Source organism: Thermosyntropha sp., assembly GCF_017656155.1.
Classification (GTDB): Bacteria; Bacillota; Syntrophomonadia; order Syntrophomonadales; family Syntrophomonadaceae; genus Thermosyntropha.
In genome coordinates, this window is the sequence record NZ_JACDOH010000001.1 from 258,881 (window position 1) to 283,334 (window position 24,454).

The following is a 24,454-nucleotide window of genomic DNA, read 5'->3' on the forward strand; positions in this document are numbered from 1 at the left end:
AATGTTAATGACAGTTATCTAAGCAGCAAAAGAAGGAGGAGTTAAAGAGTGGTTAAAAGAAAAATTATAAAGATTAATGAAGAACTTTGTAATGGATGCGGCAATTGCATAAGCCCTTGTGCTGAAGGTGCTTTAGCTTTAGTTAATGGCAAAGCCAAGGTAATAAGAGAAGAACTTTGCGATGGAGCAGGTTTTTGTATTGGAGTTTGTCCTACAGGTGCTTTGACATTAGAAACCAGAGAGGCTCCAGCTTTTTCTGAGATAGCGGTCAAAGAACACAAAAAAACGCAGAATATAGATTATATTCCCCAAAAGTGTGAATCCTGCGGAAGAAGTGAGGATGAAGCTTATATGATTGCGGTTAAATATAGAGGAGAATCATTATGGTACTGCACGAAGTGCTTACCTAAGCTTATTCATGGTTAGCCAGGAAAAATAAAAAAATGACAGCCGGGCATGAACTCTTATACCCGGCTGGAAGACTATTTAACATCTACATATATGTCTATATTTTTGTAATAATACTGGTTTTTGAACATGTGATTACTTCTTATTGCTACGACACCACTTATGGTAACAGTATAGTCATCTTTTTGTCTTGCACTTAACTTTACGTTAACCAATGTGCTGTTTGGACTTTGGAGCATAACTGTTACCGGTTCTTCAGGAAGGATATATATGATGCGATCGTAGAAAAGATATACCTTGCATTCCAGGACTAAAACACTTTTTTGACCGTTAAACTCAACCGGGATGTTTTTGTATAAAAAGGCATAATGGTAATCACCCAGTGCATATGCAGAAAGGGGATACATCAATATTAAAAGGGTGATTAAGTAAAAAATGACGGTTATTCGGATTTTTTTAAGCATAGGAAATCCACCTTTCTTTTAATATACCGATTTTATATTATTATCGATACTAAAAGGCTGAGAATAACGGGAACTATCCCTCTCTCTTAATTAAGGTGTTTTAATTTCCATATTTTATTGTTAAAAAAGGAAAAGACAATAATAAATTTACTTTTTTAAAATAGTTTAACATAAAATCTGCGATAAAAGGTTCTGCTGAAATTATATTTTTCCAAAGAAAAAAGACAGCATAAGGAAGTGACAGCATGAAGGGAAGGATAGCTTTAGTTACCGGTGCAGGCCGGGGGATAGGGGCGGCAATAGCTGAAAAACTAGCTGAATCCGGAGCTAAAGTAGCTATAAATTATAATTCATCAAAAGAAGCTGCTTTTGCACTGCTTGAAAAAATGCGGACAAGAGGGTTTGAGGTGATAGCAGTAAAGGCAGATGTGGCAGAACCTTCCCAGGTAGAGGCTATGTTTGAAAAGATAGAAAAAACTTGGGGAGGAGTAAATATATTGGTTAATAATGCCGGGGTGGGACTTAAGAAGCTGATAACTGATACTGCAGTTGAGGAATGGGACAGGGTTATTAATATCAATCTCAAAGGGGCTTTTCTCTGCAGCCGCCGGGCTTTACCTGGCATGATAAGCCGCAGATATGGAAGGATAATAAATATTGCTTCAGTTTGGGGCATAACCGGGGCTTCCTGTGAATCTGTCTATGCGGCGTCCAAAGGAGGGCTTATTGCTTTTACCAAATCCTTAGCCCGGGAAGCAGGGTATTCCGGAATTACGGTGAATGCTATTGCTCCGGGGCCGGTACAGACAGAGATGCTGGATTCGGAGCTTGATCGGGAAGAAATAGCTGAATTAATAAATGATATTCCGGCAGGAAGATTGGGAAGGGCTGCTGATATTGCGGAAGCCTGTTTGTATTTGGCTTCGGATAAGGCTGAATTTATAAATGGACAGGTTATGGTAGTGGACGGCGGCTGGATTTCAGTTTAATTTTATGTAGAGATTGGTGCAGGATTTTAGGAGTAAAGGGCGAAAAAAGAGAATAATATTTTATACCGGGGGGCTTTTTATGAAGAAGGTCTTAATTATAAATGATTCCCGGTTGGAAAGGTATATTCTTAAAGACCAGCTTACTAAATTAGACTATGAGGCGGAAGCGGTAGATGAATATTTTGCTTTTGAGTATCTTAAAAATTATGCCCCGGATGCGGTTATAGTTAATTTCACCATGCAAAATATAACAGGAGATAAACTAGTTTTCGCGATAAAAAAAGAGTTTCCGCGCATTAAGTGTTACCTTTGTTCCTGCACCCCGCTACATCTGGAAGATTATGAGGATAAAGGGGTTGATGGGGTTTTTAAAACTCCGATTACTCTGGAACAGTTGAGAAAAGTACTTGATGGAAAAATGGAGATAAAGGTAGAAAGTTTTCGGTTTTGTCCTTATTGTGGAAGAGATTTGACTAAAGGGGGTAAAAATTATTTTTTCTGTCCTTTTTGCGGAGCTAAATTAAAAGCAGAATGAAATTTCTTTGATATTTATTTCAAAGAAGGAATTTATCAAACAAAATAGAATACCTCTTTTAAAAAAGGGGAGGTATTTTTATGAAAATAGCAGCTGTTTACGGTTCTCCGCGGAGAGGAAAAATATCCAAGACTTACTGGCTTTTAGACGCTTTTCTTGCAGGATGTCGTGATGAGGGAGCAAAGATTCAGCTTATAAACCTTAATGAATATGATATTAAGTTTTGCACGGGATGTTATACCTGCTGGACGAAAACACCGGGTAAATGCGCCCTTAAAGATGACATGCCGAAAATTATCGAAATTTTAAAAGAGGCGGATTTAGAGGTATGGGCTTTTCCTATGTATTTTTTCGGCCCTACAGCATTGTTTAAGAATTTTTTAGACCGAACAATGATTTTTGCAGAGCCTTTTTTTGAAATTAAAGACGGAATTTGTACTCATCCTATGCGTTATGAGGAAAAGAGCAAGGACAAGATTATAATATCGGTATGCGGTTTTCCGGAAATGGATCATTTTAAACCTATCCATGAGTGGCTTAAGTTTATGGAGGGACGGGGGCTTTTAAATATAAAAGCCGAAATATACCGTCCGGCTGCCGAGTTTTTAGTTGCTCCGCCGTTTAAGGCAAAGAAAGAGGAAATTCTAGAAGCAACTAGACGGGCTGGTCAGGAGTATGTTCGTGATGGTATTATAAAAGAAGAGACGATGAGGATTATAACGCAGGACTTAATGGATCAGGAAGCCTTTATAAGAGAAGGTAATAAATACTGGCAGTGGGAAATTGACAGGTGGGAGGCCAAAAGAAAAGAAAATCTATAGAAATCAAATCACGGGGGAATGCCCCGTGATTTATGTGTATGGAGGTTTTTCATTATGTTGAGATATAAAAATATACTGTTTGACCTGGACGGAACATTGACGGACCCTAAAGTCGGAATAACTAAATCGGTGCAGTATGCATTAAATAAGATGGGGATAAAAGAGGATGATTTAGATAAGCTTACTAAATTTATAGGTCCTCCTTTAGCTCATTCTTTTATGGAGTTTTACAATTTTAATGAAAAAGAAGCTTATCAGGCGGTGGAGTTTTACCGGGAATATTTTGCCTGCAGGGGAATGTATGAAAATCAGGTGTATGAAGGGATAAGAGGGCTTTTAGATAAGCTTTGCAGGAAAGGTGGAAGGCTTATTGTCGCAACCTCTAAGCCGACTGTTTTTGCCCGCAAAATATTGGAGCATTTTAACTTGATTCATTACTTTGCTGATGTAATAGGCAGCAATCTTGACGGCACCCGGGTAGACAAGGGAGAAGTCCTCAAAGAGGCTTTAAGGGTTATGGATATTAAAGACTTAGAAAAAACAGTGATGATAGGAGACAGAAAACATGATGTAATCGGAGCTCATCGCAATAATATAAAGGCCATAGGGGTAATTTACGGCTATGGAGGCAGGGAAGAGCTTGAAAAGGCGGGAGCGGATTATGTTGTCAGCACTGTAAAAGAGCTTGAAAATTTATTGATTTAGATTGAGGGAGGTTTTATCGTTAATGAAAATTTTGGGGGTTATTGGCAGTAAAAGAAAAAAAGGAAATACATCTTGTTTAGTACAAGAAGCTATTAAAGCGGCCCAAAAAGAAGGTGCAGAAACAGAATTAATTTTTCTCGGAGATTATTCCATAAAAGATTGCACAGGTTGTGAAGGTTGTAAGGATACTTTAAAATGCGTAATTAATGACGATATGCAAAAAATATATCCCCTTCTTTTGGAAGCAGATGGAATTATTTTGGGATCACCTACCTACTTTTATAATATATCAGCTGACATGAAAGCTTTTATTGACAGATGTTATTGTTTTGAAGTATTTGCAGAAGATGACCGTTCTTGCTGGCTGGGTATTAATGAGGTATTGGGAGGTAAATATGCTGTTGTAATAGCGGTTTGTGAACAGCATGACGAAAAAGATATGGGCTTTACTCCTGAAGCAATGTCTAAACCGTTAGAAGCCTTGGGATATAGGGTAGTAGATATGGTTAGAGTATTAGGTCTTTTTAAAGCTGGTGAAGCTTTACAAGATAACAAAGCATTAGAGCAATCTAGAAAAGCTGGAGAAAGATTAGTAAAGACAATAAAGCTTAGAAAAGATACCGAGACAAAAATTAAAGAGTTAAAGAAAACATATAATTGAGAGTTTTGCAATAATTTCATTTTTTAAGCAAAAAAATGAAGGAAATATAATCCAATATGTTTTGTTTTTTGGTGGCTGTTTAAAATATACGATAAGATTCGGGATGAAGCTTTTTTTGACAAAGAACTAAATTTTTCTGGGTTAGTTAATATGTAAAATTTTCATTTGCTAATACTGCGGGGGTCCTGTTTTATGTTCAGAACCTTGACATGAAACTTTATAATTATATAATTTTTTAGAAAATAAAATGTATATCAATTTGTTTTAAGCTTGGATTTGTTTTTATGGAGGGCATTGATTATGAAGGATTTGGGTCTAACAAGTAATGAAGAAAATCGCGAGGGAAAGGAAATGCTTAGTTATTTAAAGCCGCCGCGCTATGAACAAATAGCTTTTGATATAGCAAAAAAAATTGCCCGCAATGAATATGCGGAAGGGGAAAAACTTTATGGCCGTTCAACTCTGGCCGGACAGTATAATACTTCTCCGGAAACAGTAAGAAGAGCAGTAGCAATACTGCAGAGCATGAATGTGGTGATAGTAAAGCAGGGAAAAGGCATTATTGTAGGATCTAAAGATGCTGCAGCAGCTTTTGTTCGGGAGTTTGAGTTTCGTTATACTATCGAGAATATGCGTGAAGAATTGATGAGGCTTATGGAAGAGCGAAATCGTATTGACAGTAAGATTGCAGAAACTTTATCCCGTTTAGTAAGTTATACTACAAAAATGTTCGGAAGGCTGGAAAAGATTGAAGAGATTGAAGTAAAACCAGGCTCTTGTTTGGTGGGAAAAAGTTTGTCCTCGGCTGAATTCAGGACTAAAACAGGTGCAACTGTTTTAGGAATAGTCAGGGATGGAAAGGAGATTTTTTCACCGGATGCGGCGATGTTGATTCAGGAGGGTGATTTGTTGGTTTTTGTCGGTTCTTCAGAAAGCAAATCATCTATTGAAAAATTAGTACAGGGAGAAGAAGATAAAAAATGAACTAGGATTATTATCGGTTATTTTTTTTGAAATGACTAACAACTTATGATTGCGGACAGGTTGTTATGCAAAAGAAAAAAGTTTATAATGATTTAGTGAACAAAAATAAATCTAACGAAATAGTTAAGGGGGATAGATTGTATGATGGGTAAGATGGTGGATGGTAGTAAAAAGATATTAAAAATGTTGAAGGTGTCTGGATTACTTATGCTTATGGCAATGATGGTTTTAGCCGGGATGGGCTGTGGGACAACCGACAAGCCTGCTGGAGAAACTAAGCCTAAGATTATATTGGGAGATTACAGCTGGGATAGTGCTCTCGTACATAATCGGATTGCAGGTTTTATTATTGAAAAAGGCTATGGTTATCCCGTTGATTACACTTTTGGGGAAAGCATGATTATTTTGCAGGGGCTTGAAAGAGGCGATATAGATATATCTATGGAAACCTGGGTGGATAATATTAGAGAAGCTTATGCCAAGATGATAGCTTCCGGAAATGTTAAGGATTTGGGAGATAATTTCGCAGATGCCCGCCAAGGCTGGTATGTTCCGGCTTATGTCATAAAGGGTGATCCTGAGCGTGGAATAGAACCTATGGCACCTGATCTTAAAAAGGTAACGGATTTAGCAAAATATTGGGAGCTGTTTAAAGATCCTGAAGAACCCGGTAAGGGCCGTTTTTATAACAGCCCGGCCGGTTGGGTAGTTACTTCCATTAATGAAAAGAAAATGGAGGCTTACGGACTCAGCAAGTATTATAATGTTTTTTCATCAGGATCAGATGCAGCTTTAGCTACCTCAATTGCTTCAGCTTATGAGAAAGGAAAGCCGTGGTTAGGTTATTACTGGGAGCCTACCTGGATTATGGGTAAATATGACATGATAAAGCTGGAAGAACCTGTTTATGATGAAAAAGTTTGGGAAAAGGATTATGGATGTGATTTCCCGCCCAGTAAGGTTACCATAACTATAAACAGCGGATTAGAGGAGAAAGCACCTGAGGTAGTCGAGTTTCTTAAAAACTATGAAACAACTTTGAAACAGAATAATGCTGTTTTGGCCTATATGCAGGACAATGGTGGCGGCAAAGAAGGTGCTGAAAAGGCAGCTCTCTGGTTTTTTGAGCAGTATCCGGATACCTGGAAAGCATGGTTGCCGGCCGATGTTGCTGCAAAAGTGGAAAAAGCCTTAAAGGAGATGAAATAGGATGGATGAATCAAAACATTTGGTGGAAGTAAAAAATTTATGGAAGGTTTTTGGAATAGATAATTTAACAGGTTGTAGTTTTACTTCTGAGGATGTAAGAATGATTGAAGAAAAAAAGGGAATTATTGCGGTAAGAGATGTTTCTTTCAGGATTAAGCGGGGGGAAGTATTTGTTGTTATGGGTTTGTCTGGCAGTGGTAAATCTACACTGGCCAGATGTTTATTGCGGTTGATTGAACCAAATCACGGTGAGATAATGTTTGACGGTTTGGATATAACGAAGATGAAAAAGCAGGAACTTATTGAATTTAGAAGGCATAAGGTGGCTATGGTTTTTCAGCATTATGGGCTATTGCCTCACCGGACGGTTTTAGAAAATGTGGCCTTCGGATTGAAGCTAAGAGGGGTTAAGAAAAATAAAAGAGAAGCTATCGCGCGAGAAGTCATTGCACGGGTGGGATTAACCGGCTGGGAAAGTCGTTATCCTCATAATTTGTCAGGTGGAATGCAGCAGCGAGTAGGGATTGCAAGGGCATTAGCCCAGGATGCAGACCTTCTGATAATGGATGAACCGTATAGCGGTTTGGATCCTTTGATCAGGAGAGAGATGCAGGATGAATTGATAAGATTGCAGAAGGAATTTAAAAAGACGGTTTTGTTTGTTACCCATGATCTTAATGAAGCCGTGCGGTTAGGGGATTGTATGGCAGTAATGCGCGCAGGAAAGATTGTTCAGATAGGCTCTCCTGAAGACGTAATTGCTAGACCGGCCAATGAATATGTGCAGAGATTTGTCGGGGACCATAATAGAATGCAAGAACTTTCAGCAGGAGCTTCTAAAATAGCTTCGGCCTAAGATGATAATGCAGGATACAGGGGGATTAAGCTTTATGTTTCCGGAAAGTATGGAGTATCATATCAGCAGTCATATTGATGCATTTATAGCCTGGCTGAATGTAGCTGGAGAGGCGCAATTTGCTGCTATAAGCAAAGGCTTGCTGAGCATGATTTTAACTGTATACAATTTACTTGTATTTATACCTTGGTGGATTTGGATTGTGCTGGTAGCTTTAATTTACTGGTACTGCAGGCGGAAACTGGTTTCGAGTATAATTCTTGCTTTACTGTTGATGTCAGCAGGAATATTCGGTTACTGGTCAGCTGCAATGGAGACTTTAGCGGTAGTTATCGTAGCAGTTTTGCTTGCGGTTTTATTAGGTATTCCTCTGGGAATTTTGATGTCGCAAAAAGACAAGGTAGAAGTTGTTTTGACTCCCCTACTGGATGCGATGCAAACTTTGCCCAGTTTTGTTTATCTTATTCCGGTTTTAATGTTATTCGGCTTGGGAAAGGTGCCAGCAGTATTAGCTACCTTTATTTATGCCCTTCCTCCGGTAGTGCGACTTACCAATTTGGGAATCAGACAGGTTTCGGACAATCTGGTGGAGGTGGGAGAGGCGTTTGGAGCTAATCGCTGGCAGTTGATGAAGGAGATTTTACTGCCACTGTCTGTGCCTTCAATTTTGGCAGGGATAAATCAGACGACGATGATGGCTTTAGCTATGGTCATAGTCTGCAGTATGATTGGAGCCGGAGGAGTAGGCTATGATGTTTTGATAGCCATCAACAGATTAGAAGTTGGAAAGGGCTTTGAAGCTGGTTTTGTGGTGGTGGCTCTGGCTATTATCATAGATCGCTTAACCCAGGGTATTGCTCAAAGGTGGCAAAATCCTGGAATGGCAAAAGAATAGTATTTAAAGAGGCAGGTTTTTTAGCCTGCCTCTCTGCTTGAAATGATAATGTAATCAGCTTTTATATTCAATTTTTGCTTGGCTTATTAGCTTCTGCTTAAAATTATTCCAGCTTTTTTTCTCGGGTAGCTGCATCAAGCTGTTTCCCTGCTTTTCCTTCTTGTTCTTTTTCCACTGCCTGACGCAGGTTGGCAAGAGCCAATCCTTTTAATTATATTGATGCTTTACTTCCTTTGTAGCTCAAAAATTTCTTCCTTTTTATTCCACTCGATTCTAAGGTTTATATTGTCTCCAGAATTGTTGGGTATGAATCCTCCTTGGCTCGACGTATGTGAAGTAATACTTTTAGTTACTCTGTCCAGGTGACGTCTTCCACTGACGCTGTTTCCAGGCATTTGATAAATGAAAAAAACTTCTCCGATATCGTCTGGATTTGAACCAATGTATTTTATTTCCATAAATTCTGATGCTTCATTCCCTTTTATAGTCATTACCATCTTGGCCTTCCATTCATGCCCCTGGCCGACGAAAATTATCTGTTCATTATCAGTAGGGGATTTATAAATAATATATATAGATAAGATAAGGATAGCTACAGCTATTATTATCAACCAGAAAGAAGTCTGTTTTTTCATCAGTTTTTTTCTAGCCTCCAAAACTCCAGTCTTGTAAACCATAATCTTGTATTCTGACTTCTAAAGTCCAAGGATTAGAAGTACCACGCTTTATTTCGATATATGTTCCACCCATTTGTCCCATAATAGGGGTTTGAACAATATATTCATTACTCCAATAGGGGTTTAATGTATACCACTGTCCGGGAGTATCAATATTTCTGGAAGTAAAAGCAGTATTAAAAGGAGAGTTACCTATCGTTGTGCCGTTATAAGTTTCCCCAAAAGCTCTAGCATATACTTTTGTCGTAGTATATGTTACAGTATTATCCAACCTATCATATCTACCTTCCCATTTAGATATTCTATTAAAAGTCATTCCATCTCTAGTCTGGCTTCCTGCAAAATATGCTCGCACATAAGCACGGGTTGTTATAGCGGGGTCAGTTCGATTTTTTTCGTCTGTGTATGAGTCTGTAGCAAAAACTGTGATTCGATAAATATTTTCAATTTGATTGGTTTGGAGGTTTAAAATATCTCTAAATTTTTCTTTGACAACATAACAATTAACTTTTTGCCCATTTACAAAAGCAGATATTTTTTCTCCTGTTGGTAATTCATTAAAGATTTGTGCATCTTTCAATATATTATCTAAATTATTGTCAAGATGATACTCTTTTAATATAATTTCTTTACCATACAAATCTTCTTCTAATCCAAAGGCTGAACAAGGATTAGAGTAAATAGCTATAAAACATATCAATAATCCAATTATTAACTTCCTCATATTCCCATCCCTTTTACAGTAAAATAATGATTGTTTTTAATTCAGTTGCTTCTCAAGACAGGCAATTTATACCCCTCCTTTATTTGCCAAATCTAGAAATATTATAAAATAAAATATAAAAAGAAAACAAGCTTAAATGAATTTTTGGTTGGAATTTATTCTTAGATTATATATTTTAAGAGATAGATGTTAGAAAAGATAACAATTTGAGTGTAAGAGAAAAGCTTTTAGTTAATTTTATATTGGGGTTATATATGAGAATTGGAAATAGAAAAATGACAGAAAATTTATCTAATGGCTAAATATAATTTTTGCAGTTTTAAAAGGCGGGTAATTTTCCCGCCTTTTAAGTTTTTCATAATTGCCTGTGCTAGATGCAGATCTTATACAAAAAGGCATATTGTTTCTAAATATGCAAAATTATAAAAAAATGGTACTGCAGGTTTATTAGGTTAACTAAATGAGACTTTTTCATATTAACTAACCCAAGAAATATTGGAATTTTTAAGGGGTAAAAAAAGGACTTCACCCCTTATCTTGCCGAATTTTATAGGTGACGAAACCCAAAATGCAAGGAGGCGAAGTCACTTATGTATATTCGACAAGGCTGTGTTTTTTCCTTTGAGGATGCATTAAAAATTCAACCTCAATCTAGACTTGAAAAAATAATTAACACCCTTGACTATAAACCAGTTCTTGACAAATTTAACAGATCCGACAGTAAATCTGGTCCGAAACCATATCCGACTTATGCTATGCTAAATGCTCTAATTGCTATGCGTCTGGAGAACATGAATAGTTTTAGCCAACTGGTCGAACGACTTAAGTATGATGGCTATTTACGTTACGTTTGTGGCTTTGAGGTTTTTGGAAAGACACCCAGTATAGCCTCTTTTAGCCGTTTTTACTCCAAGATCATAGAAGATGATTGCCTTAAAGTCTTGTTTTCATCAGTAGTTAACCAAGCCGAAGAAATGGGACTACTCGATCTTAGTGCTGTAGCCATTGACTCCAGTAAGGTTGAAGCCTATGAAAAGGCAGTACCCAACAAGAAGATTGCCAAGGATGGGAAATCAGCCAACTGGGGTATTAAGAGTGATACTAATGGTAACCCCATAAAATGGTTTGGTTATAAACTACATATCGTAACTGACGTAAAATCTGGGCTTCCTGTAGCTATTAAGGTAACACCAGCCAATGTTACTGATGCTAGTGTAGTTGAAGAGATTCTGGAACTAACTGCTGAGAATATACATTCCCGGATATGCTACTACCTGATGGATTCGGGTTATGACCAAAACAATGTATATTCACTAATCAGAGATAAGTATCAGGCTCAAGCTATTATTGCACTCAACAATCGGAGTGCTAAACAGCCTAAAACAGGCTTGGATTGGAACGGAACCCCCATCTGTTCTGCTGGTTACAGGATGGTATACTGGGGATCTTACAAAGGTGAAAACAAGTTCCGCTGTCCTCATGTCTTGGGTAAATGTAATTGTCCTTTTGGTTCTGCCTGGTGTTCTGAAAGCAACTATGGAATGGTAGTAAAAACCCGAGTTAAGGACAATCCTCGCTTGTTTTGCACACCCCACCAGGGTACTGCTAAATGGCAAAAACTTTATAACTTGCGCACCTATTCGGAACGTTGCTTCAGCCGCTTTAAAGAAAACTTAGGCTTAGAAACCGGGTTAACCGTACGTAAGATTAAGAAAGTAGAAGCTCATGCTTATCTTTGTGCAATAACAATGATTGCGGCTGTAATATCAGTTAACCAGGAAAATAATATTAAGTCGTCAGCAGCATAGCATTTTATCAGGTTTTTAAAGAACTCTCCCTTCAAAGGGGGAAGTATGCCCAATTACTGTAATTGGTTATAATAGAATGTAATTTAACTGTTAAAATCGGCATTAACTGTTATATTGCAGTGATGCTATTACTCAATAGTTGCTTTTGCTATATTGATTTTTTGAGTTATGCAAAAGTCTCAAATAGAAATTATTTCATTTTCCTTACAGCAGTTTTGATAATAACATACTCCCAACATGGGCCAGTAATCGGGATTATGGAATTCCCGGCTGTAAAAGCCTATAAGACTGTCACATGGTTCTTTGCATTTTAACAGCAGCCCGTAGTTCCTGTAATGGCCGTTGTACCACTTTTGAACTATATTATGAGTCAGTTTCATCTTTACCCATCCGAAGTATCCGGCGTCAATATCAACATGACCTACTGCCTGGGAATAATCAACCATAGGTTTATTATTCCAGGTAACGGTGTTTTCATCCCAGTACTGCATTATTCTATAGGCGTAAAGCCTAGTGGTACAAGGGATTTCATTGCGATAGATCATTAGATATAATCTGGTTGAAATAAGTTCGCTATTGGGGGGAATTTGATTACATCCCAGGCTGCATAAATCAAATTTTATCAGGCTTTGATATTCATCGTTAGCCCCCTGGTATCTGTTAGTATAGAGATAAGGTACGTTGCCAAAGTTGGTATCCGGGTAGTATTGGGCAATATAAGCGTCTTTTTCAGGGGTAAAATATATCCGGGTAGGCATGTTATCCCTCCTTTCCTTGATTTCACTATATAATACTGGTGTTGTTGGAAAAGTGTTACTGAATAAGGGGGTTATTTGTAGAAAGGAATGGCTTTGCCAGGGCAGATAAATTTATTGTTTAATATAAAATAAGTATTTTATGGCTGGGCGCATTGTTTTTGCTGCTTATTTTCTTATTTTTTTATGGGTAATTTTTATATAATAATAAAGCAATCAGGCGTGGCCGAGAGATTATATTTGGAAAATGAGGAGGAGAAAATGGAAGGTAAGATTTTAGCCCGGATAGCCGAGGAAACAGGGATTGATATAAGACAGATAAAAAATACGGTTAAACTTTTGGATGATGATAATACAGTGCCTTTTATTGCCCGCTACCGCAAGGAGGTTACTGGTGGCCTGGATGAAACTGGGATACGCAGAATTCAGGAACTTTTGCGCCTGTACAGGAATTTGGAAGAAAGAAAAGCCGAAGTTATAAGGCTTATTGCAGAACAGGGTAAGCTTACTTTGGATATTGAGAAAAGCATTGTTAATGCCCGCAATGTAACTGCGGTGGAAGATATATACAGGCCGTTCCGCCCGAAGAGAAAGACCAGGGCTTCTGCTGCACGGGAAAAAGGGTTGGAGGGCTTAGCCTTGTTTATAAGGTATGAAAAGGGAGATCCGGAAAAAGAAGCAGAGAAATATCTGTCGGAAAAGGTGGTGACAATAAAAGATGCCTTGAAAGGAGCTGTGGACATAATTGCGGAGGAAATAGCAGATGATGCGGATATAAGGGGCTATGTCAGGAATTATCTGCGAAAAACAGGGATTATGGTATGCCGGGCTGAAGATGAAGAAAAGGATTCGGTTTACCGCATGTATTATAATTACAGTGAACCGGTAGACAAAATACCACCTCATAGGATATTGGCTATAAATCGCGGAGAAAGGGAAGGATATATAAAGGTAGATGTTGAGGTTGATGTAGATAAAATGTTGAATCATATCAGGCAAAGTTATAGAGCGGTTTGCTTGGCTAATGATGCTTATATGCAAAAGGCGGCAGAAGATGCATACAAACGTTTGATAGAGCCTTCAGTTATACGGGATATAAGAAATGAGCTTACTAAAAAGGCTGAGGAACATGCAGTTGAAATTTTTGCTCAAAATCTTAGACATTTACTCCTGCAGCCGCCGATAAAAGATAAGATGGTTTTGGGGGTAGACCCTGCCTATCGAACAGGATGCAAGTGGGCGGTTGTGGACGAGACCGGCAGGCTTCTGGAAACAGGGGTGGTTTATCCTACTTTACCCCAACAGAAGGTGGCTGAAGCCAAGCAGGAGTTTATCCGTTTAGTAAGACAGTACAAGATAGATATAATCGCTATAGGAAATGGAACGGCTTCCCGGGAAACTGAACAGTTTGTGGCTGAGTTTATTCAGGAAAACAAGGAGTATAACCTGGCCTATATTATTGTTAATGAAGCAGGAGCCAGCGTATATTCTGCTTCTGAGCTGGCAAAAGAGGAATTCCCCGGACTTGATGTGGCTGAAAGGAGCGCAGTATCTATCGCCCGCAGGCTGCAGGATCCTCTGGCTGAGCTGGTAAAAATCGAGCCTAGATCTATAGGGGTGGGACAATATCAGCATGATGTGAATCCCAAATTTCTAGCGGAAAAGCTGACCTGGGTGGTAGAATCAGCTGTTAACTATGTAGGGGTAGATGTCAATACTGCTTCTGCTTCCCTCTTAAGCTATGTAGCAGGGATTAACAGCACAGTTGCTAACAATATAGTCAAATACCGGGAAGAAAACGGAAAATTTAAAAATCGTAAGGAACTGTTGAAAGTTCCACGGTTGGGAGCCAAAGCGTTCGAACAGTGTGCCGGGTTTTTGCGCATAGAAGGAGGAGATAACCCACTTGACGGGACAGCTATACATCCTGAATCATATGAGGCTGCTTTAAAGCTTCTAGATTATCTGGGAATGGGACTAAATGACCTGGGAAGCGAAGAACTTAAAGAAAAGATTAGGAAGCTTGATTTAGCGGAAACAGCTGGAAGGCTTGAAATAGGAGTTCCTACCTTGGAGGACATGATTGAAAATATGATAAAGCCTAAGCGCGATCCGCGGGAGGAGCTACCTCTGCCTATATTCAGACAGGATGTTCTATCTCTGGAAGATCTAAAGCCTGGGATGAGGCTTAAAGGTACAGTTACCAATGTGGTTGATTTTGGAGCTTTTATTGATATAGGGGTAAAAAACAGCGGACTTGTTCATATTTCCGAATTATCACACCATTTTGTGCGTCATCCTATGGAAGTAGTGACGGTAGGAGACGTAGTTGAGGTGGAAGTTTTATCGGTGGATGCGGAGAAAGGGAGAATTGCTTTGAGTATGAGGATATAGCGATAGTATTTTAGAACTTTTTATAGGGAGTTAAAATATTGTTTTGATTTCTTCACACTTATTTTTCCAGGATGTTTTTGAACAGCTTGCATTCCAAAAAGATTGCCGGATAAAGGTTCCAGCATACCATCATATCATCATATGAAATCGGCTACGGCTGCTCCTTTATCCGACTTTATAAATAAAATAGCTGCATAATAAGAAGGAAGTTTCCTATTGGAATAAGGAACCCGCAGTCCTGCAATCTTTGCGGTGCTGGTGTTAATTTTTATATATGCGTTGGCATATGCGTTGGCCTATGGAAATAATTTCTGGTTTATAAGTACACCTGTTTATGTCTGAAGAAAAGACATGATTGTTGTTTTTGAGATTTTATCCTGAGAAGTGCTAAAATGTTAGTTTTTGGGGTTGATGATGTGGTTAAATGTGACAGTGTATGCTAAAATTCCAAATATAACATAAAATATAATGGCTGAGATCAGACAATAATAACATATTTGCGGGGCCCATTTGAATTGAGAAAATTGTAATGCAGAAGCGATAACTGCACACAAAGCAGCAATTATCAAGCTTAAGTATTTACACCAGTTAAACCGTAGTGATAAAGACATTAACAAGCAAAGCATTAATGCAGCTCCGGCTCCGATTAAAGCTATGCCAGCATCGGAAATAGGAAGAAAAAGGAATTTACCGTTACACGACTCACAGTTTGTGTTTGCAGGGTTATATTTAGTCCAGGCTGTATAAATGAGCAATAAAGTGTTAATTAAACATAGAGCAGTAGTGTATCTATAAAAATTTTTTTCAATCACGGCGTATCCCTCTTTTAGTTTTTTTTATTGAATTAAAGCGTTTTTCATGGTATTTATAAATAAGAAAATAGGCGATTAATATTACGGATACTCCGGTAATTAATCCTGGCAGAAAAGCATTATTATACTTTTTTATTATGTTAGCTGATAGAGTAGCGATCATCATGATTATAAAGCCTAAGAAAAAATTTGCGGTTATTTTTGACTTTCTGTTTAAAAAAACAATATTATTAAAATGATTATAAAGATAAAATATATATGCCACATAGTGTGTTAGTTTTGCCTCCTTGTGAGAATGTTAGTAGAAAAAGTTAATTTTCGTTTATTAATATATTAAAATAACTGTATTTTGGTGTATTTGTTATGTTTTAAGAAGCAAAATAACATCATGATAGGACTTCTAAAGTCCTATCATGATTTGAACTGGTTACTAATAACCATAGGATGTGCAAAGGTTTTCACAATCTTTATACTTATCAAAAGCGTAACATACAGCCCACCAGATTGCGAAGCAAATAACTTCACATGGAATGTTTTCTAGACCACCACAAACTACTGCACATTTCCAGGCGCCGAAACCATTACATCCAAAGCTTGTTATAGCATCGCATACCTTAACACATGCACTATGTTTGGATAGTTTAATAACTGCATTTTGTTTTTCAATACTAACCTTTGGATTATCAGAATTTGAATTGATAGTAGTTTTAATTTCATCGCCGGTAGCTTCAACAGATCCGGAATAAATAACTTGACCATCAACGATATCATATATATCGACTTTTTTACCTGATGAGGAGAAAATTCCAGCAGTATATCTTGTTTTTCCATCAGTATTCGAATATGCAATTCTTACGTTGTTGTTAAGCCATAAGATTACTATATTACCGATTTTCTTTCCTAATGTACATTATAAAGACTTTGATTTTTTGATAACATAATTGTCACCAGCTAATGTTTTTATCAGTAGTTTAACATTGTCATCTGCAAGTGCTTTTTTAAGCATATATTTATTATGTTTGTTGTTAAGAACAACAAAGTTTAATTTGAATTTTTGATCAATATATTGAGTTGCTGCATATCCGGCTAATGCTGGGGTTGTTATTAATGATAACATGATTATAGTTGCAATTAGTTGCTTCCAATAAATTTTTTTTGATTTCTGAACACTCACACTTTATTACCTCCCTTTTAACACCCATGAGTAGGTTTGTGCGTGAATTAAGCTATTTATATTTTTGTTTTTATATTTATGAACAAAATTTGGTCAATTTGCTGGTGTAATTTAAGGTTATATACTTTATTAAAACTTATTGAATTTAATTAGTCTTCAAACAAGCAATTAAACCACCTCCTTACAACTTTTAAAACAATAACCACTTATTTCTATTGTTTATAAAATAACCCAAAAAAAAAAATAAAGTCAATCCAAAAAGAAAAGTTTAATGGTGTTTAATTTTAAATTGGAGATTTTAAAGAATGGATTTGAGAAAAACAAATTATTTTTTGAGTGATGACAGTATAATAAATTACTGAAATAATTGTAATTTGTAATTATCTATCTAGCCCCCTAACCGAATTGGAGAAAAAGCATTTAAGTGATAAGATAAGAACTAAAAACGAGGGGTAATTAATAATATAAAAAAAGAGAATATACCTGGGAATTTAAAGAACAAATAATAAAAGAATGTCAGGAAATTAGCAATATAGCACTGGTTGCACGCAGACATAATATTTCTTCTAACACTATTCGAAACTGGATGCGAAAAATCAAACAAACAGGTTCATTAAATCCATTACCTAAAGATCAGGCAAAAAGAAAGCGAGAAATCGGGCTTTGTCCATCCACATATTATGAAAATATATCCAGAAGATGCAGCATTTCAGAGAAAAATAAGTCTGAAGAATATACTGCTCCTGAAAACAATGGGGGAAGACCTGTTCCCGGGTATTCCCTTACCGGTAAAGGAGAAAAAATACCTGATGAACAAATAAAAGAGTTCTTGTGCAAATTAGTTTGCGGTGACGACTTTTCCTATGGTTATAACAAACTTACCATCTGTATTAGAGAAGATTATGACCTTAAAATAAACCGTAAAAAAGTTTACAGACTTTGTAAGGAGCTTAATATTCTTAAACCTCAGCGTAAAAAACGTATTTTTCTTTCAATTGTCACTTATAGATGTATTTGATCGTTCAGTTATTGATTATCATCTGGGATTATCCTGCACAGCTAAAGACGCTGTCAAAGTCTTAAAGAACTCCTCAATAAAAAGGAAACTTACTAAAGGAATAAAGCTTCCTAAAATAAAGAAGATAATGGGCCACAATTTACAGCTAACCAATTTAAAAAAACGATGGAAGAATTAGGATTATTCCATGAAAGAATCCCTGTAAAAACGCCCAATATAAATGCTCATACAGAATCGTTCCACGCAATTTTAGAAGATGAGTGCTACAGCCAAAATGAGTTTGACAGCTTTATGGATGCTTACCAGGTTATAACAGAATATATGGAATTTTATAATCAGCGCCGAAGAAATGGAAGTATAAATTTTATGACTCCAAATGGATTTTACGAAGCATTTATGAGTAATTCTGTAAAACTTGAATCTTTTAGTGCATAATCTCCGGATTTGGAGGGTCAAGCCGTTATTAGTTAGATTAATACGGAATATTGAAGGAATAATTAAGGCAAAACTTTAGATAGCTGATGTTAGAGGAACCAGTTACCAATATAGTTGATTTTGGAGTTTTTGTGGATATGGAGGTAAAGAAAAGCGGACTTGTGCATATTTCCGAGCTTTCACACAACTATGTCCGCCATCCTTTAGAAATGGTCTCGGTAAGGAATAAGGTTGAGGCATAAGTTTTATCAGAGATGTTAAAAAAGGACGAATTGGTCTTACTATGAAGCGTTAGAATTTGAGATTGATAATGGTGAATGAGGGGGATTTTATTTGTCTCTGTATAATGAAACGCGAGGAGGCAGATAAGATTTCCCTTGTTTTTTGTGGGCTGGGGAATGCTAATAAGCATATTAATATAAAAAATAAAATTTTAAATTCGGCTGCATTTATGTCGGATCTAACTTATTTACAGCAAAGATTGGAAGTTAGATTGAGTTATTATTAGTAATGGCAGACGCTTATACTACATCTAAAAGGATCCATAAGAGCTGTAGAGTTTTGGTTTTAGATAAGTAGAAAGGAGGTTTTATTGTATACTATATTAAGGTGAATAAATAACTTTAAGGAGCGAACTTTATGCCTTATGATTTTGATGAGATTATAGATCGCAAAAACACCGGGAGTATGAAATGGGACGGAGTAAAGGATATTTTTGGGGAAGAAGACCTCCTTCCCATGTGGGTTGCGGATATGGATTTTAAGGCTCCAGAGCCGGTTATTGATGCCTTGATTGCCCGGGCTAAACAGGGGATTTTTGGCTATAACAGAAAGACAGATGCATATGATGAAGCTGTTATTAAATGGTTTAAGCGAAGGCATAATCTGGATTTGAGGCGTGAGTGGCTGTGTTTCAGTCCCGGAGTAGTTACAGGATTAAATCTAATCGTTCGCGCTTTTACTGAAGAAGGGGATAAAATTATTATTCAGCCTCCGGTTTATTATCCGTTTTATCATGTAATAGGTGATAATAAGCGTATAATAATAGAAAATAATCTGCTTCTTAAAGATGAAAGATATTATATGGATTTTGATGATTTAGAGGATAAAGTCAAAGATAAAAAGGCTAAAATGCTTTTTCTCTGCAGTCCGCATAATCCGGTAGGAAGGGTATGGAAAAAGGAAGAACTTATTCGTTTAGGTGAAATATGTCTAAAAAATGATGTTATAGTGGTGGCGGATGAAATTCACTGTGATTTGGTCTATTCAGGGTATAAACACATTCCTTTTGCTTCTTTGAGCCCTGAACTGGCACGAAAAAGCATAACGACTGTATCTCCCAGCAAAACTTTTAATCTGGCTGGGCTTCAGACTTCGGTGGTTATAATTCCTGACTCTGAATATAGAGCTTGTTATAAGAAAATGCTTAATATTCATCGGGCTTCGCATATTAATACCTTTGGCATGGTAGCTTTGGAAGCCGCATATAACTATGGGGAAGAATATCTTGACCAATTGCTTTCTTATCTTGAGGGCAACCTTAATTTTTTAATCAGTTATATAGAAGAAAATATGCCGCAGATAAAGGTGATAAAACCGGAAGGCACCTATCTGGTTTGGCTTGATTTCAGGTCTGTTTGTGCTGATTATGAAGAATTGAATCAAATAATGATAAAAAAAGCCAAATTAGCTCTAGATCCGGGATACTGGTTTGGTGAAGCGGGGAAGAGGTTTATGCGCATCAACATAGCATGTCCTCGAACCATATTGGAAGAAGGACTCAGAAGGATAAGAGAGGCTTTTAAATGATAAAAAGGGGTGGTTTAAACCACCCCTTTAAAATATATCAGCTTATTTAGGCTGCATGCGGATTGCGCCGTCGAGGCGGATGGTTTCGCCGTTCAGGTAGCCATTTACTACGATTTGTTCTACCAGCATTGCGAATTCATCAGGATTACCGAGTCTCTGCGGGAAGGGAACTTGCTGTGCCAAGGATTGACGAGCAGGTTCAGGCAGGGCTTTCATCATTGGAGTATCGAATATACCAGGAGCTATAGTGCATACGCGGATAGCGTGTCTTGCCAGGTCGCGTGCGACAGGCAGGGTCATTCCAACTACGCCGCCTTTAGATGCGGAATAGGCAGCTTGTCCGATCTGTCCGTCGAATGCAGCAACAGAAGCAACATTGATTATAACGCCTTTTTCTCCGCTTTCATCTGGTTCATTCTTGTCCATTTCAAATGCAGCGTGTGCCAGCATATTGAAAGCACCGATCAGGTTGATTTCGATAACCATCCTAAACCAGTCAATGTTATAGGGACCATCTTTGCCGATAGTGCGTCCGGCTGCGCCTACGCCGGCGTTATTTACCAGAATGTGAATGGCACCAAATTTTTCCTTGGCGGTTGCACAAACATTTTTAATGTCATCAGTTGAAGTCATGTTGGCCTTTACAAAAACAACTTTTTCTCCTAATTTTTCAGCTAATGCTTTACCTTTTTCTTCATTCAGGTCAGCGATTACTACATTGGCACCAGCGTTGTGCAGGCGAACAACTGCAGCCTCTCCCAAACCAGAAGCTCCACCGGTAACAATGGCGGTTTTGCCAGCGATTTTCATTACATTCCCACTCCTTTTTAGATATTTTTGTTAATAAGGGAAGATTTTGCTTCACCCTCCCGTATACCATAATAATATCACACAAATGTAATTTAGTGGAGAAAAAATTCACATTCAGAAAATTCGTTTTATTGATTTTAAGCAATATGTATGCATTGTTTGTATTTGAGCGGTTTTTTAGATAAATAAATTGATAATTCTAAATAATAAAAATTTTGCAAAATTTAAGCAGGAATTTTTTGCAGGCTAATAAAATATTATTAAATACATCACACCTTAATGATTTTGTAAAATTTTTGGAGGCAGGTGATTTAATGACACCGAATGAGGGAGCTATTTATGATGATGTGCGAAAATGTGTCGATGAGATTATTAATTATGTAGGCAAAGATATTACTTTTGCTATGACCTTAGCTTTAGGAAAACCAGCCAGACTTATTAATGAACTTTATCGAAGGGCTAAGGAAGATCCTGAAATAAAGCTTAAAATTGTTACCGCTCTTTCTTTAGAGAAGCCGCGCGGCCAATCAGAAATTGAACGAAGATTTTTAAAACCTTTATCAGAAAGAATTTTTGCTGGAGTACCAGACTTTGATTATATAATTGATTATAGGGAAGGAGAACTTCCTTCTAATGTGGAAATCTACGAGTTTTTCTGCAAAGCAGGAGCTAATTTGCATTCCGCTGAACTTCAACAAAACCACCTGGCCTCTAACTACACTCATATTCCCCGTGACGCATCTGAATTCGGAGTTAATGTTGTGGGAATACTTTTAGCTTCTGGTGAAATTAACGGAAAAAAGATGTATTCCACTGCTTGCAATCCTGATGTGACCCTGGAAGCTATGGAATTAACAATGAAAAAAAGAATGAGTGGAGAAAAAGTAGCTATTATCGGAGAAGTAAACAAAAATATGCCCTTTATGTATGGGGATGCAGTAGTAGGGCCGGAAAAATTTGATATTATATTGGAAGGGCCTTATTTTGACTATGCGCTTTTTGCTCCCCCTAAGGATGCGGTTGCTTTATCTGATTATGCGATAGGTCTCAATGTAAGTACCTTAGTAAAGGATGGAGGAACTATTCAGGTAGGGATTGGAGCATTAGGGGATTCAATTGTTTCCGGGCTTATTATGCGGAATGAACATAATGATGTTTACAGGGAGATTATTAATAAGTTGGAAATCCCACGAAGATATGGCAAGCTTATTGATAGAATAGGCGGACTGGAACCCTTGCAAAAAGGGCTTTATGGTTCCTCTGAAATGTTTATAGATGCTTTTATACAGATGTATAAAAATGGCATCTTAAAGCGCCGGGTTTTTGAAAGCATTCCTTTGATGAAACTTATAAACGCGGAAGAATTAGATCCTGATAATATAAGAGAAGATATAATAGATAAATTATTAGAGATGGAAGCTATTAAGCCCCAAATTAATCAAAAAGATTTTAATTTTTTGACCTATTTTGGTATTTTAAAGCCTGGTTTAAGGTTCGAAGATGGTTTTATCATAGATGGAGAAGAAAGATATTCTGCTGATATGAATGATGACAGAGCGCGCCGAGAAATCAGAAAAATTTTAGGGAAAAGGCTTTTAAACGGGCAGATTCTTTTAGGAGCATTTTTTATAGGGCCTAAGTTTTTTTATGATGCGCTTAATACGATGAGTGAAGAAGAGAGGAAACTTTTTGGCATGTCAGGGGTTGATAAGGTTAACCAACTGTATGGGGGAGAAGAGTTAAGAGCACTTCAGCGCAAAGATGCCCGCTTTATAAATACCGGCATGGTAGCTACTCTTTTGGGGGCAGTAGCTTCTGACCAGCTTGAAGACGGAAGAGTAGTAAGCGGTATAGGTGGACAGTATAATTTCGTAGCTATGGGTCATGCTTTGCCGGATGCGAGGGTTATAATTATGATTAAGAGCACCAAGGGAACAGGGAGGAAACTCAAATCTAATATAGTTTTGAAGTATGGACATTGTTCTGTTCCTAAACACTTGAGGGATATTATCGTTACCGAATATGGGATTGCCGATATAAGAGGTAAGCCACATAAAGAAGTGGTAATGGAAATGATTAAGATTGCTGATTCCAGGTTCCAGGATCGGCTCCTCGAACAAGCGAAAAAGGCCAAACTTATACCTAAAAATTATGATATACCTCCTGAGTATAGAAACAATACTCCCGAAAAGATTGCTTCCATTTTGGGACCTTATCAAAAACAGGGGTATTTTAAGCCTTATCCTTTCGGAACTGATCTAACCGAAGATGAAATAATACTTGGCGGTTCTCTCAAAGCTTTAAAAGCACTTTCTACCGGCTATCCTCTTAAAATGACAAGTGGTTTATTTTTAGAGCTCTTAAGGCCGGTTCCACGGTCTGCCGTAAAATATCTGGAAATGATGCAGTTGGATAGCCCTAAAGGTTTAAAAGAAAGATTTATGAGAAAAATGGTGGTTTTTGCTTTGAGGAATAATAAATGGATATAATAGCATTGATTAATAAGCTGTTTTTTATAAGGGGATAATCAGTCCCCTTATTTTCACTATTTTTAGAGCTTTTTAAAGGTTGTATAAATCTATTTGAAGTAGTAAAATGTTGGATAATGATTCTGGCTTTTGATTTTTTTATGTGGGAGGAAGGCAAGTGGGAAATATAAGAATATATGCGGATAATGCCTGTGACCTGGATAGAGATGTTATTGAGAAGCTTGGAGTAAGGATGTTTCATATGCCGGTAACTATAAACGGCAAGACTTATAGGGATCGATTGGATATTAATCCGAAGGAATTTTATGAGTTAATATCAAAACCAGGAGTCCTTCCGGTTACGGCGCAGATAAATCCGGCTGAGTTTCAGCAGGAGTTTGAAAAGGTTATAAAAGAAACAGATGATGAGATAATATATATTGCTTTTTCATCCGGACTGAGCGGTACTTATCAATCAGCCTGTATAGCGCGGGATATGGTAGCCCCGGAAAGGATAACAGTCATTGATTCCAAGAGTGCTTCGGTAGGATATGGGCTTACGGTTATAAGGGCGGCTAAAGCAGTAGCAGCCGGTAAGAGCAAAGAAGAAGTTATTGCAGAAATTGAGGATAATGTAAGGAGAATAGAACACATATTTATAGTTGGCAATTTTGAAATGCTCAAAAGAGGCGGAAGGGTAAGTGCTACTTCTGCTGTTTTGGGGAACTTGCTTAATATTAAGCTTATACTTCACTTTGTAGATGGTAAAATAGTACCTTTAGAAAAGGTAAAAGGGCTTAAAAAAGCTAAAAAGAGGATGCTGGAAATTATGGAAGAAAGGGCTGCGGAAGACTTGCCTTATCAGCTTATAGGAATCAATCATTCGGCTGATTATGAAGGAGCCCTGGAGATTAAAGAAATGATCAAAGAGAGATTTGGGTGCAAGGATTTTGTTATTTCCGAAATTGGTGCTGCAATAGGTTCTCATGTGGGAGCCGGGACATATTCGGTATTTTTCCTTAACAAAGGATAAAGAAAAAGGG

Annotated in this window: 23 protein-coding genes and 2 pseudogenes; 18 read left to right on the plus strand and 7 right to left on the minus strand. The window is 37.4% G+C overall.

Annotated elements, in window-relative coordinates:
• Positions 1-48 precede the first annotated feature (48 nt).
• Positions 49-426, plus strand: coding sequence for a 4Fe-4S dicluster domain-containing protein (locus tag H0Z36_RS01335; protein ID WP_296863150.1), 378 nt, complete (start codon positions 49-51; stop codon positions 424-426).
• A gap of 56 nt (positions 427-482) precedes the next feature.
• Here the strand turns inward: H0Z36_RS01335 and H0Z36_RS01340 are convergent, their stop codons facing one another.
• Entirely contained in the window at positions 483-872 is a 390-nt protein-coding gene (locus H0Z36_RS01340) for a hypothetical protein (RefSeq protein WP_296863151.1), read from the minus strand.
• A 245-nt stretch (positions 873-1,117) separates the two neighbouring features.
• On the opposite strand from H0Z36_RS01340, the gene fabG reads away from it, so the two are divergent.
• The 9 genes from fabG to H0Z36_RS01385 all read left to right on the plus strand — a co-directional run bounded on the left by fabG (position 1,118) and on the right by H0Z36_RS01385 (position 8,527).
• Complete coding sequence (gene fabG / locus H0Z36_RS01345; RefSeq protein ID WP_296863153.1) at positions 1,118-1,861, plus strand: 3-oxoacyl-ACP reductase FabG; 744 nt, start codon at positions 1,118-1,120, stop codon at positions 1,859-1,861.
• 79 nt (positions 1,862-1,940) lie between these two features.
• Complete coding sequence (locus tag H0Z36_RS01350; protein ID WP_296863155.1) at positions 1,941-2,396, plus strand: response regulator; 456 nt, start codon at positions 1,941-1,943, stop codon at positions 2,394-2,396.
• Positions 2,397-2,476: 80 nt separating this feature from the next.
• Positions 2,477-3,217 (plus strand): flavodoxin family protein, encoded by a 741-nt coding sequence (locus tag H0Z36_RS01355; protein ID WP_296863157.1) that lies wholly within the window; start codon positions 2,477-2,479, stop codon positions 3,215-3,217.
• Between the two features lie 54 nt (positions 3,218-3,271).
• Positions 3,272-3,922, plus strand: coding sequence for an HAD family hydrolase (locus H0Z36_RS01360; protein WP_296863159.1), 651 nt, complete (start codon positions 3,272-3,274; stop codon positions 3,920-3,922).
• A 22-nt stretch (positions 3,923-3,944) separates the two neighbouring features.
• On the plus strand, positions 3,945-4,583 hold the full coding sequence (locus H0Z36_RS01365) for a flavodoxin family protein (protein WP_296863161.1): 639 nt from the start codon (positions 3,945-3,947) through the stop codon (positions 4,581-4,583).
• Between the two features lie 300 nt (positions 4,584-4,883).
• A complete protein-coding gene (locus H0Z36_RS01370) occupies positions 4,884-5,567 on the plus strand; it encodes a TrkA C-terminal domain-containing protein (RefSeq protein ID WP_296863163.1) in 684 nt (227 codons plus the stop codon).
• A gap of 141 nt (positions 5,568-5,708) precedes the next feature.
• Positions 5,709-6,776, plus strand: a complete 1,068-nt coding sequence (locus H0Z36_RS01375; RefSeq protein WP_296863165.1) for an ABC transporter substrate-binding protein — start codon at positions 5,709-5,711, stop codon at positions 6,774-6,776.
• A gap of 1 nt (position 6,777) precedes the next feature.
• Positions 6,778-7,632: a betaine/proline/choline family ABC transporter ATP-binding protein gene (locus H0Z36_RS01380; protein WP_296863167.1), complete on the plus strand. Its 855-nt coding sequence runs from the start codon at positions 6,778-6,780 to the stop codon at positions 7,630-7,632.
• Positions 7,633-7,666: 34 nt separating this feature from the next.
• Positions 7,667-8,527: an ABC transporter permease subunit gene (locus H0Z36_RS01385; RefSeq protein ID WP_296863171.1), complete on the plus strand. Its 861-nt coding sequence runs from the start codon at positions 7,667-7,669 to the stop codon at positions 8,525-8,527.
• 224 nt (positions 8,528-8,751) lie between these two features.
• Here the strand turns inward: H0Z36_RS01385 and H0Z36_RS01390 are convergent, their stop codons facing one another.
• Positions 8,752-9,204, minus strand: a complete 453-nt coding sequence (locus tag H0Z36_RS01390) for a hypothetical protein (RefSeq protein WP_296863173.1) — start codon at positions 9,202-9,204, stop codon at positions 8,752-8,754.
• The gene (locus H0Z36_RS01395) at positions 9,173-9,928 is read right to left on the minus strand and encodes a hypothetical protein (RefSeq protein ID WP_296863175.1); all 756 of its coding nucleotides are present in this window, start codon (positions 9,926-9,928) and stop codon (positions 9,173-9,175) included. The genes H0Z36_RS01390 and H0Z36_RS01395 overlap by 32 nt, the downstream gene beginning before the upstream one ends.
• A gap of 590 nt (positions 9,929-10,518) precedes the next feature.
• Here H0Z36_RS01395 and H0Z36_RS01400 point away from each other — a divergent pair.
• Together H0Z36_RS01400 and H0Z36_RS01405 are read left to right on the plus strand one after the other, a co-directional pair.
• Positions 10,519-10,866: pseudogene (locus H0Z36_RS01400) on the plus strand (transposase); the annotation flags it as partial.
• Between the two features lie 36 nt (positions 10,867-10,902).
• Positions 10,903-11,736, plus strand: a complete 834-nt coding sequence (locus H0Z36_RS01405) for a transposase (RefSeq protein WP_296863360.1) — start codon at positions 10,903-10,905, stop codon at positions 11,734-11,736.
• A 179-nt stretch (positions 11,737-11,915) separates the two neighbouring features.
• Here H0Z36_RS01405 and H0Z36_RS01410 read toward each other — a convergent pair whose 3' ends face one another.
• Entirely contained in the window at positions 11,916-12,494 is a 579-nt protein-coding gene (locus tag H0Z36_RS01410) for a DNRLRE domain-containing protein (RefSeq protein ID WP_296863176.1), read from the minus strand.
• A 258-nt stretch (positions 12,495-12,752) separates the two neighbouring features.
• On the opposite strand from H0Z36_RS01410, the gene H0Z36_RS01415 reads away from it, so the two are divergent.
• Complete coding sequence (locus H0Z36_RS01415) at positions 12,753-14,885, plus strand: Tex family protein (RefSeq protein WP_296863178.1); 2,133 nt, start codon at positions 12,753-12,755, stop codon at positions 14,883-14,885.
• 804 nt (positions 14,886-15,689) lie between these two features.
• On the opposite strand, the gene H0Z36_RS01420 is transcribed toward H0Z36_RS01415, so the two are convergent.
• Together H0Z36_RS01420 and H0Z36_RS01425 are read right to left on the minus strand one after the other, a co-directional pair.
• The gene (locus H0Z36_RS01420; protein ID WP_296863180.1) at positions 15,690-15,962 is read right to left on the minus strand and encodes a hypothetical protein; all 273 of its coding nucleotides are present in this window, start codon (positions 15,960-15,962) and stop codon (positions 15,690-15,692) included.
• Between the two features lie 645 nt (positions 15,963-16,607).
• The gene (locus H0Z36_RS01425; RefSeq protein ID WP_296863182.1) at positions 16,608-16,871 is read right to left on the minus strand and encodes a hypothetical protein; all 264 of its coding nucleotides are present in this window, start codon (positions 16,869-16,871) and stop codon (positions 16,608-16,610) included.
• 472 nt (positions 16,872-17,343) lie between these two features.
• Here H0Z36_RS01425 and H0Z36_RS01430 point away from each other — a divergent pair.
• The 3 genes and pseudogenes from H0Z36_RS01430 to H0Z36_RS01440 all read left to right on the plus strand — a co-directional run.
• A pseudogene (locus H0Z36_RS01430) lies at positions 17,344-18,324 on the plus strand (integrase core domain-containing protein); the annotation flags it as partial.
• Positions 18,325-18,410: 86 nt separating this feature from the next.
• Positions 18,411-18,566, plus strand: a complete 156-nt coding sequence (locus H0Z36_RS01435; protein WP_296863184.1) for a S1 RNA-binding domain-containing protein — start codon at positions 18,411-18,413, stop codon at positions 18,564-18,566.
• Between the two features lie 397 nt (positions 18,567-18,963).
• Positions 18,964-20,133: a MalY/PatB family protein gene (locus H0Z36_RS01440; protein ID WP_296863187.1), complete on the plus strand. Its 1,170-nt coding sequence runs from the start codon at positions 18,964-18,966 to the stop codon at positions 20,131-20,133.
• A 42-nt stretch (positions 20,134-20,175) separates the two neighbouring features.
• On the opposite strand, the gene H0Z36_RS01445 is transcribed toward H0Z36_RS01440, so the two are convergent.
• Positions 20,176-20,943: a 3-hydroxyacyl-CoA dehydrogenase gene (locus H0Z36_RS01445; RefSeq protein WP_296863189.1), complete on the minus strand. Its 768-nt coding sequence runs from the start codon at positions 20,941-20,943 to the stop codon at positions 20,176-20,178.
• A gap of 314 nt (positions 20,944-21,257) precedes the next feature.
• Between H0Z36_RS01445 and H0Z36_RS01450 the strand changes: the two genes are divergently transcribed.
• Together H0Z36_RS01450 and H0Z36_RS01455 are read left to right on the plus strand one after the other, a co-directional pair.
• Complete coding sequence (locus tag H0Z36_RS01450; protein WP_296863191.1) at positions 21,258-23,432, plus strand: acetyl-CoA hydrolase/transferase C-terminal domain-containing protein; 2,175 nt, start codon at positions 21,258-21,260, stop codon at positions 23,430-23,432.
• A 157-nt stretch (positions 23,433-23,589) separates the two neighbouring features.
• Entirely contained in the window at positions 23,590-24,444 is an 855-nt protein-coding gene (locus H0Z36_RS01455; RefSeq protein WP_296863193.1) for a DegV family protein, read from the plus strand.
• The last annotated feature ends 10 nt before the right edge of the window (positions 24,445-24,454 follow it).

Excerpts from the sequence above, each read along its gene's own strand:
- H0Z36_RS01415 (WP_296863178.1), top strand. The coding sequence starts at position 12,753 with ATGGAAGGTAAGATTTTAGCCCGGATAGCCGAGGAAACAGGGATTGAT.
- H0Z36_RS01390 (WP_296863173.1), bottom strand. The coding sequence starts at position 9,204 with ATGGTTTACAAGACTGGAGTTTTGGAGGCTAGAAAAAAACTGATGAAA.
- H0Z36_RS01370 (WP_296863163.1), top strand. The coding sequence starts at position 4,884 with ATGAAGGATTTGGGTCTAACAAGTAATGAAGAAAATCGCGAGGGAAAG.
- H0Z36_RS01440 (WP_296863187.1), top strand. The coding sequence starts at position 18,964 with ATGCCTTATGATTTTGATGAGATTATAGATCGCAAAAACACCGGGAGT.
- H0Z36_RS01365 (WP_296863161.1), top strand. The coding sequence starts at position 3,945 with ATGAAAATTTTGGGGGTTATTGGCAGTAAAAGAAAAAAAGGAAATACA.
- H0Z36_RS01450 (WP_296863191.1), top strand. The coding sequence starts at position 21,258 with ATGACACCGAATGAGGGAGCTATTTATGATGATGTGCGAAAATGTGTC.
- H0Z36_RS01405 (WP_296863360.1), top strand. The coding sequence starts at position 10,903 with ATGGGACTACTCGATCTTAGTGCTGTAGCCATTGACTCCAGTAAGGTT.
- H0Z36_RS01375 (WP_296863165.1), top strand. The coding sequence starts at position 5,709 with ATGATGGGTAAGATGGTGGATGGTAGTAAAAAGATATTAAAAATGTTG.
- H0Z36_RS01340 (WP_296863151.1), bottom strand. The coding sequence starts at position 872 with ATGCTTAAAAAAATCCGAATAACCGTCATTTTTTACTTAATCACCCTT.
- H0Z36_RS01445 (WP_296863189.1), bottom strand. The coding sequence starts at position 20,943 with ATGAAAATCGCTGGCAAAACCGCCATTGTTACCGGTGGAGCTTCTGGT.
- H0Z36_RS01395 (WP_296863175.1), bottom strand. The coding sequence starts at position 9,928 with ATGAGGAAGTTAATAATTGGATTATTGATATGTTTTATAGCTATTTAC.
- H0Z36_RS01355 (WP_296863157.1), top strand. The coding sequence starts at position 2,477 with ATGAAAATAGCAGCTGTTTACGGTTCTCCGCGGAGAGGAAAAATATCC.
- H0Z36_RS01380 (WP_296863167.1), top strand. The coding sequence starts at position 6,778 with ATGGATGAATCAAAACATTTGGTGGAAGTAAAAAATTTATGGAAGGTT.
- H0Z36_RS01410 (WP_296863176.1), bottom strand. The coding sequence starts at position 12,494 with ATGCCTACCCGGATATATTTTACCCCTGAAAAAGACGCTTATATTGCC.
- H0Z36_RS01350 (WP_296863155.1), top strand. The coding sequence starts at position 1,941 with ATGAAGAAGGTCTTAATTATAAATGATTCCCGGTTGGAAAGGTATATT.
- H0Z36_RS01360 (WP_296863159.1), top strand. The coding sequence starts at position 3,272 with ATGTTGAGATATAAAAATATACTGTTTGACCTGGACGGAACATTGACG.
- fabG (WP_296863153.1), top strand. The coding sequence starts at position 1,118 with ATGAAGGGAAGGATAGCTTTAGTTACCGGTGCAGGCCGGGGGATAGGG.
- H0Z36_RS01385 (WP_296863171.1), top strand. The coding sequence starts at position 7,667 with ATGTTTCCGGAAAGTATGGAGTATCATATCAGCAGTCATATTGATGCA.
- H0Z36_RS01435 (WP_296863184.1), top strand. The coding sequence starts at position 18,411 with ATGTTAGAGGAACCAGTTACCAATATAGTTGATTTTGGAGTTTTTGTG.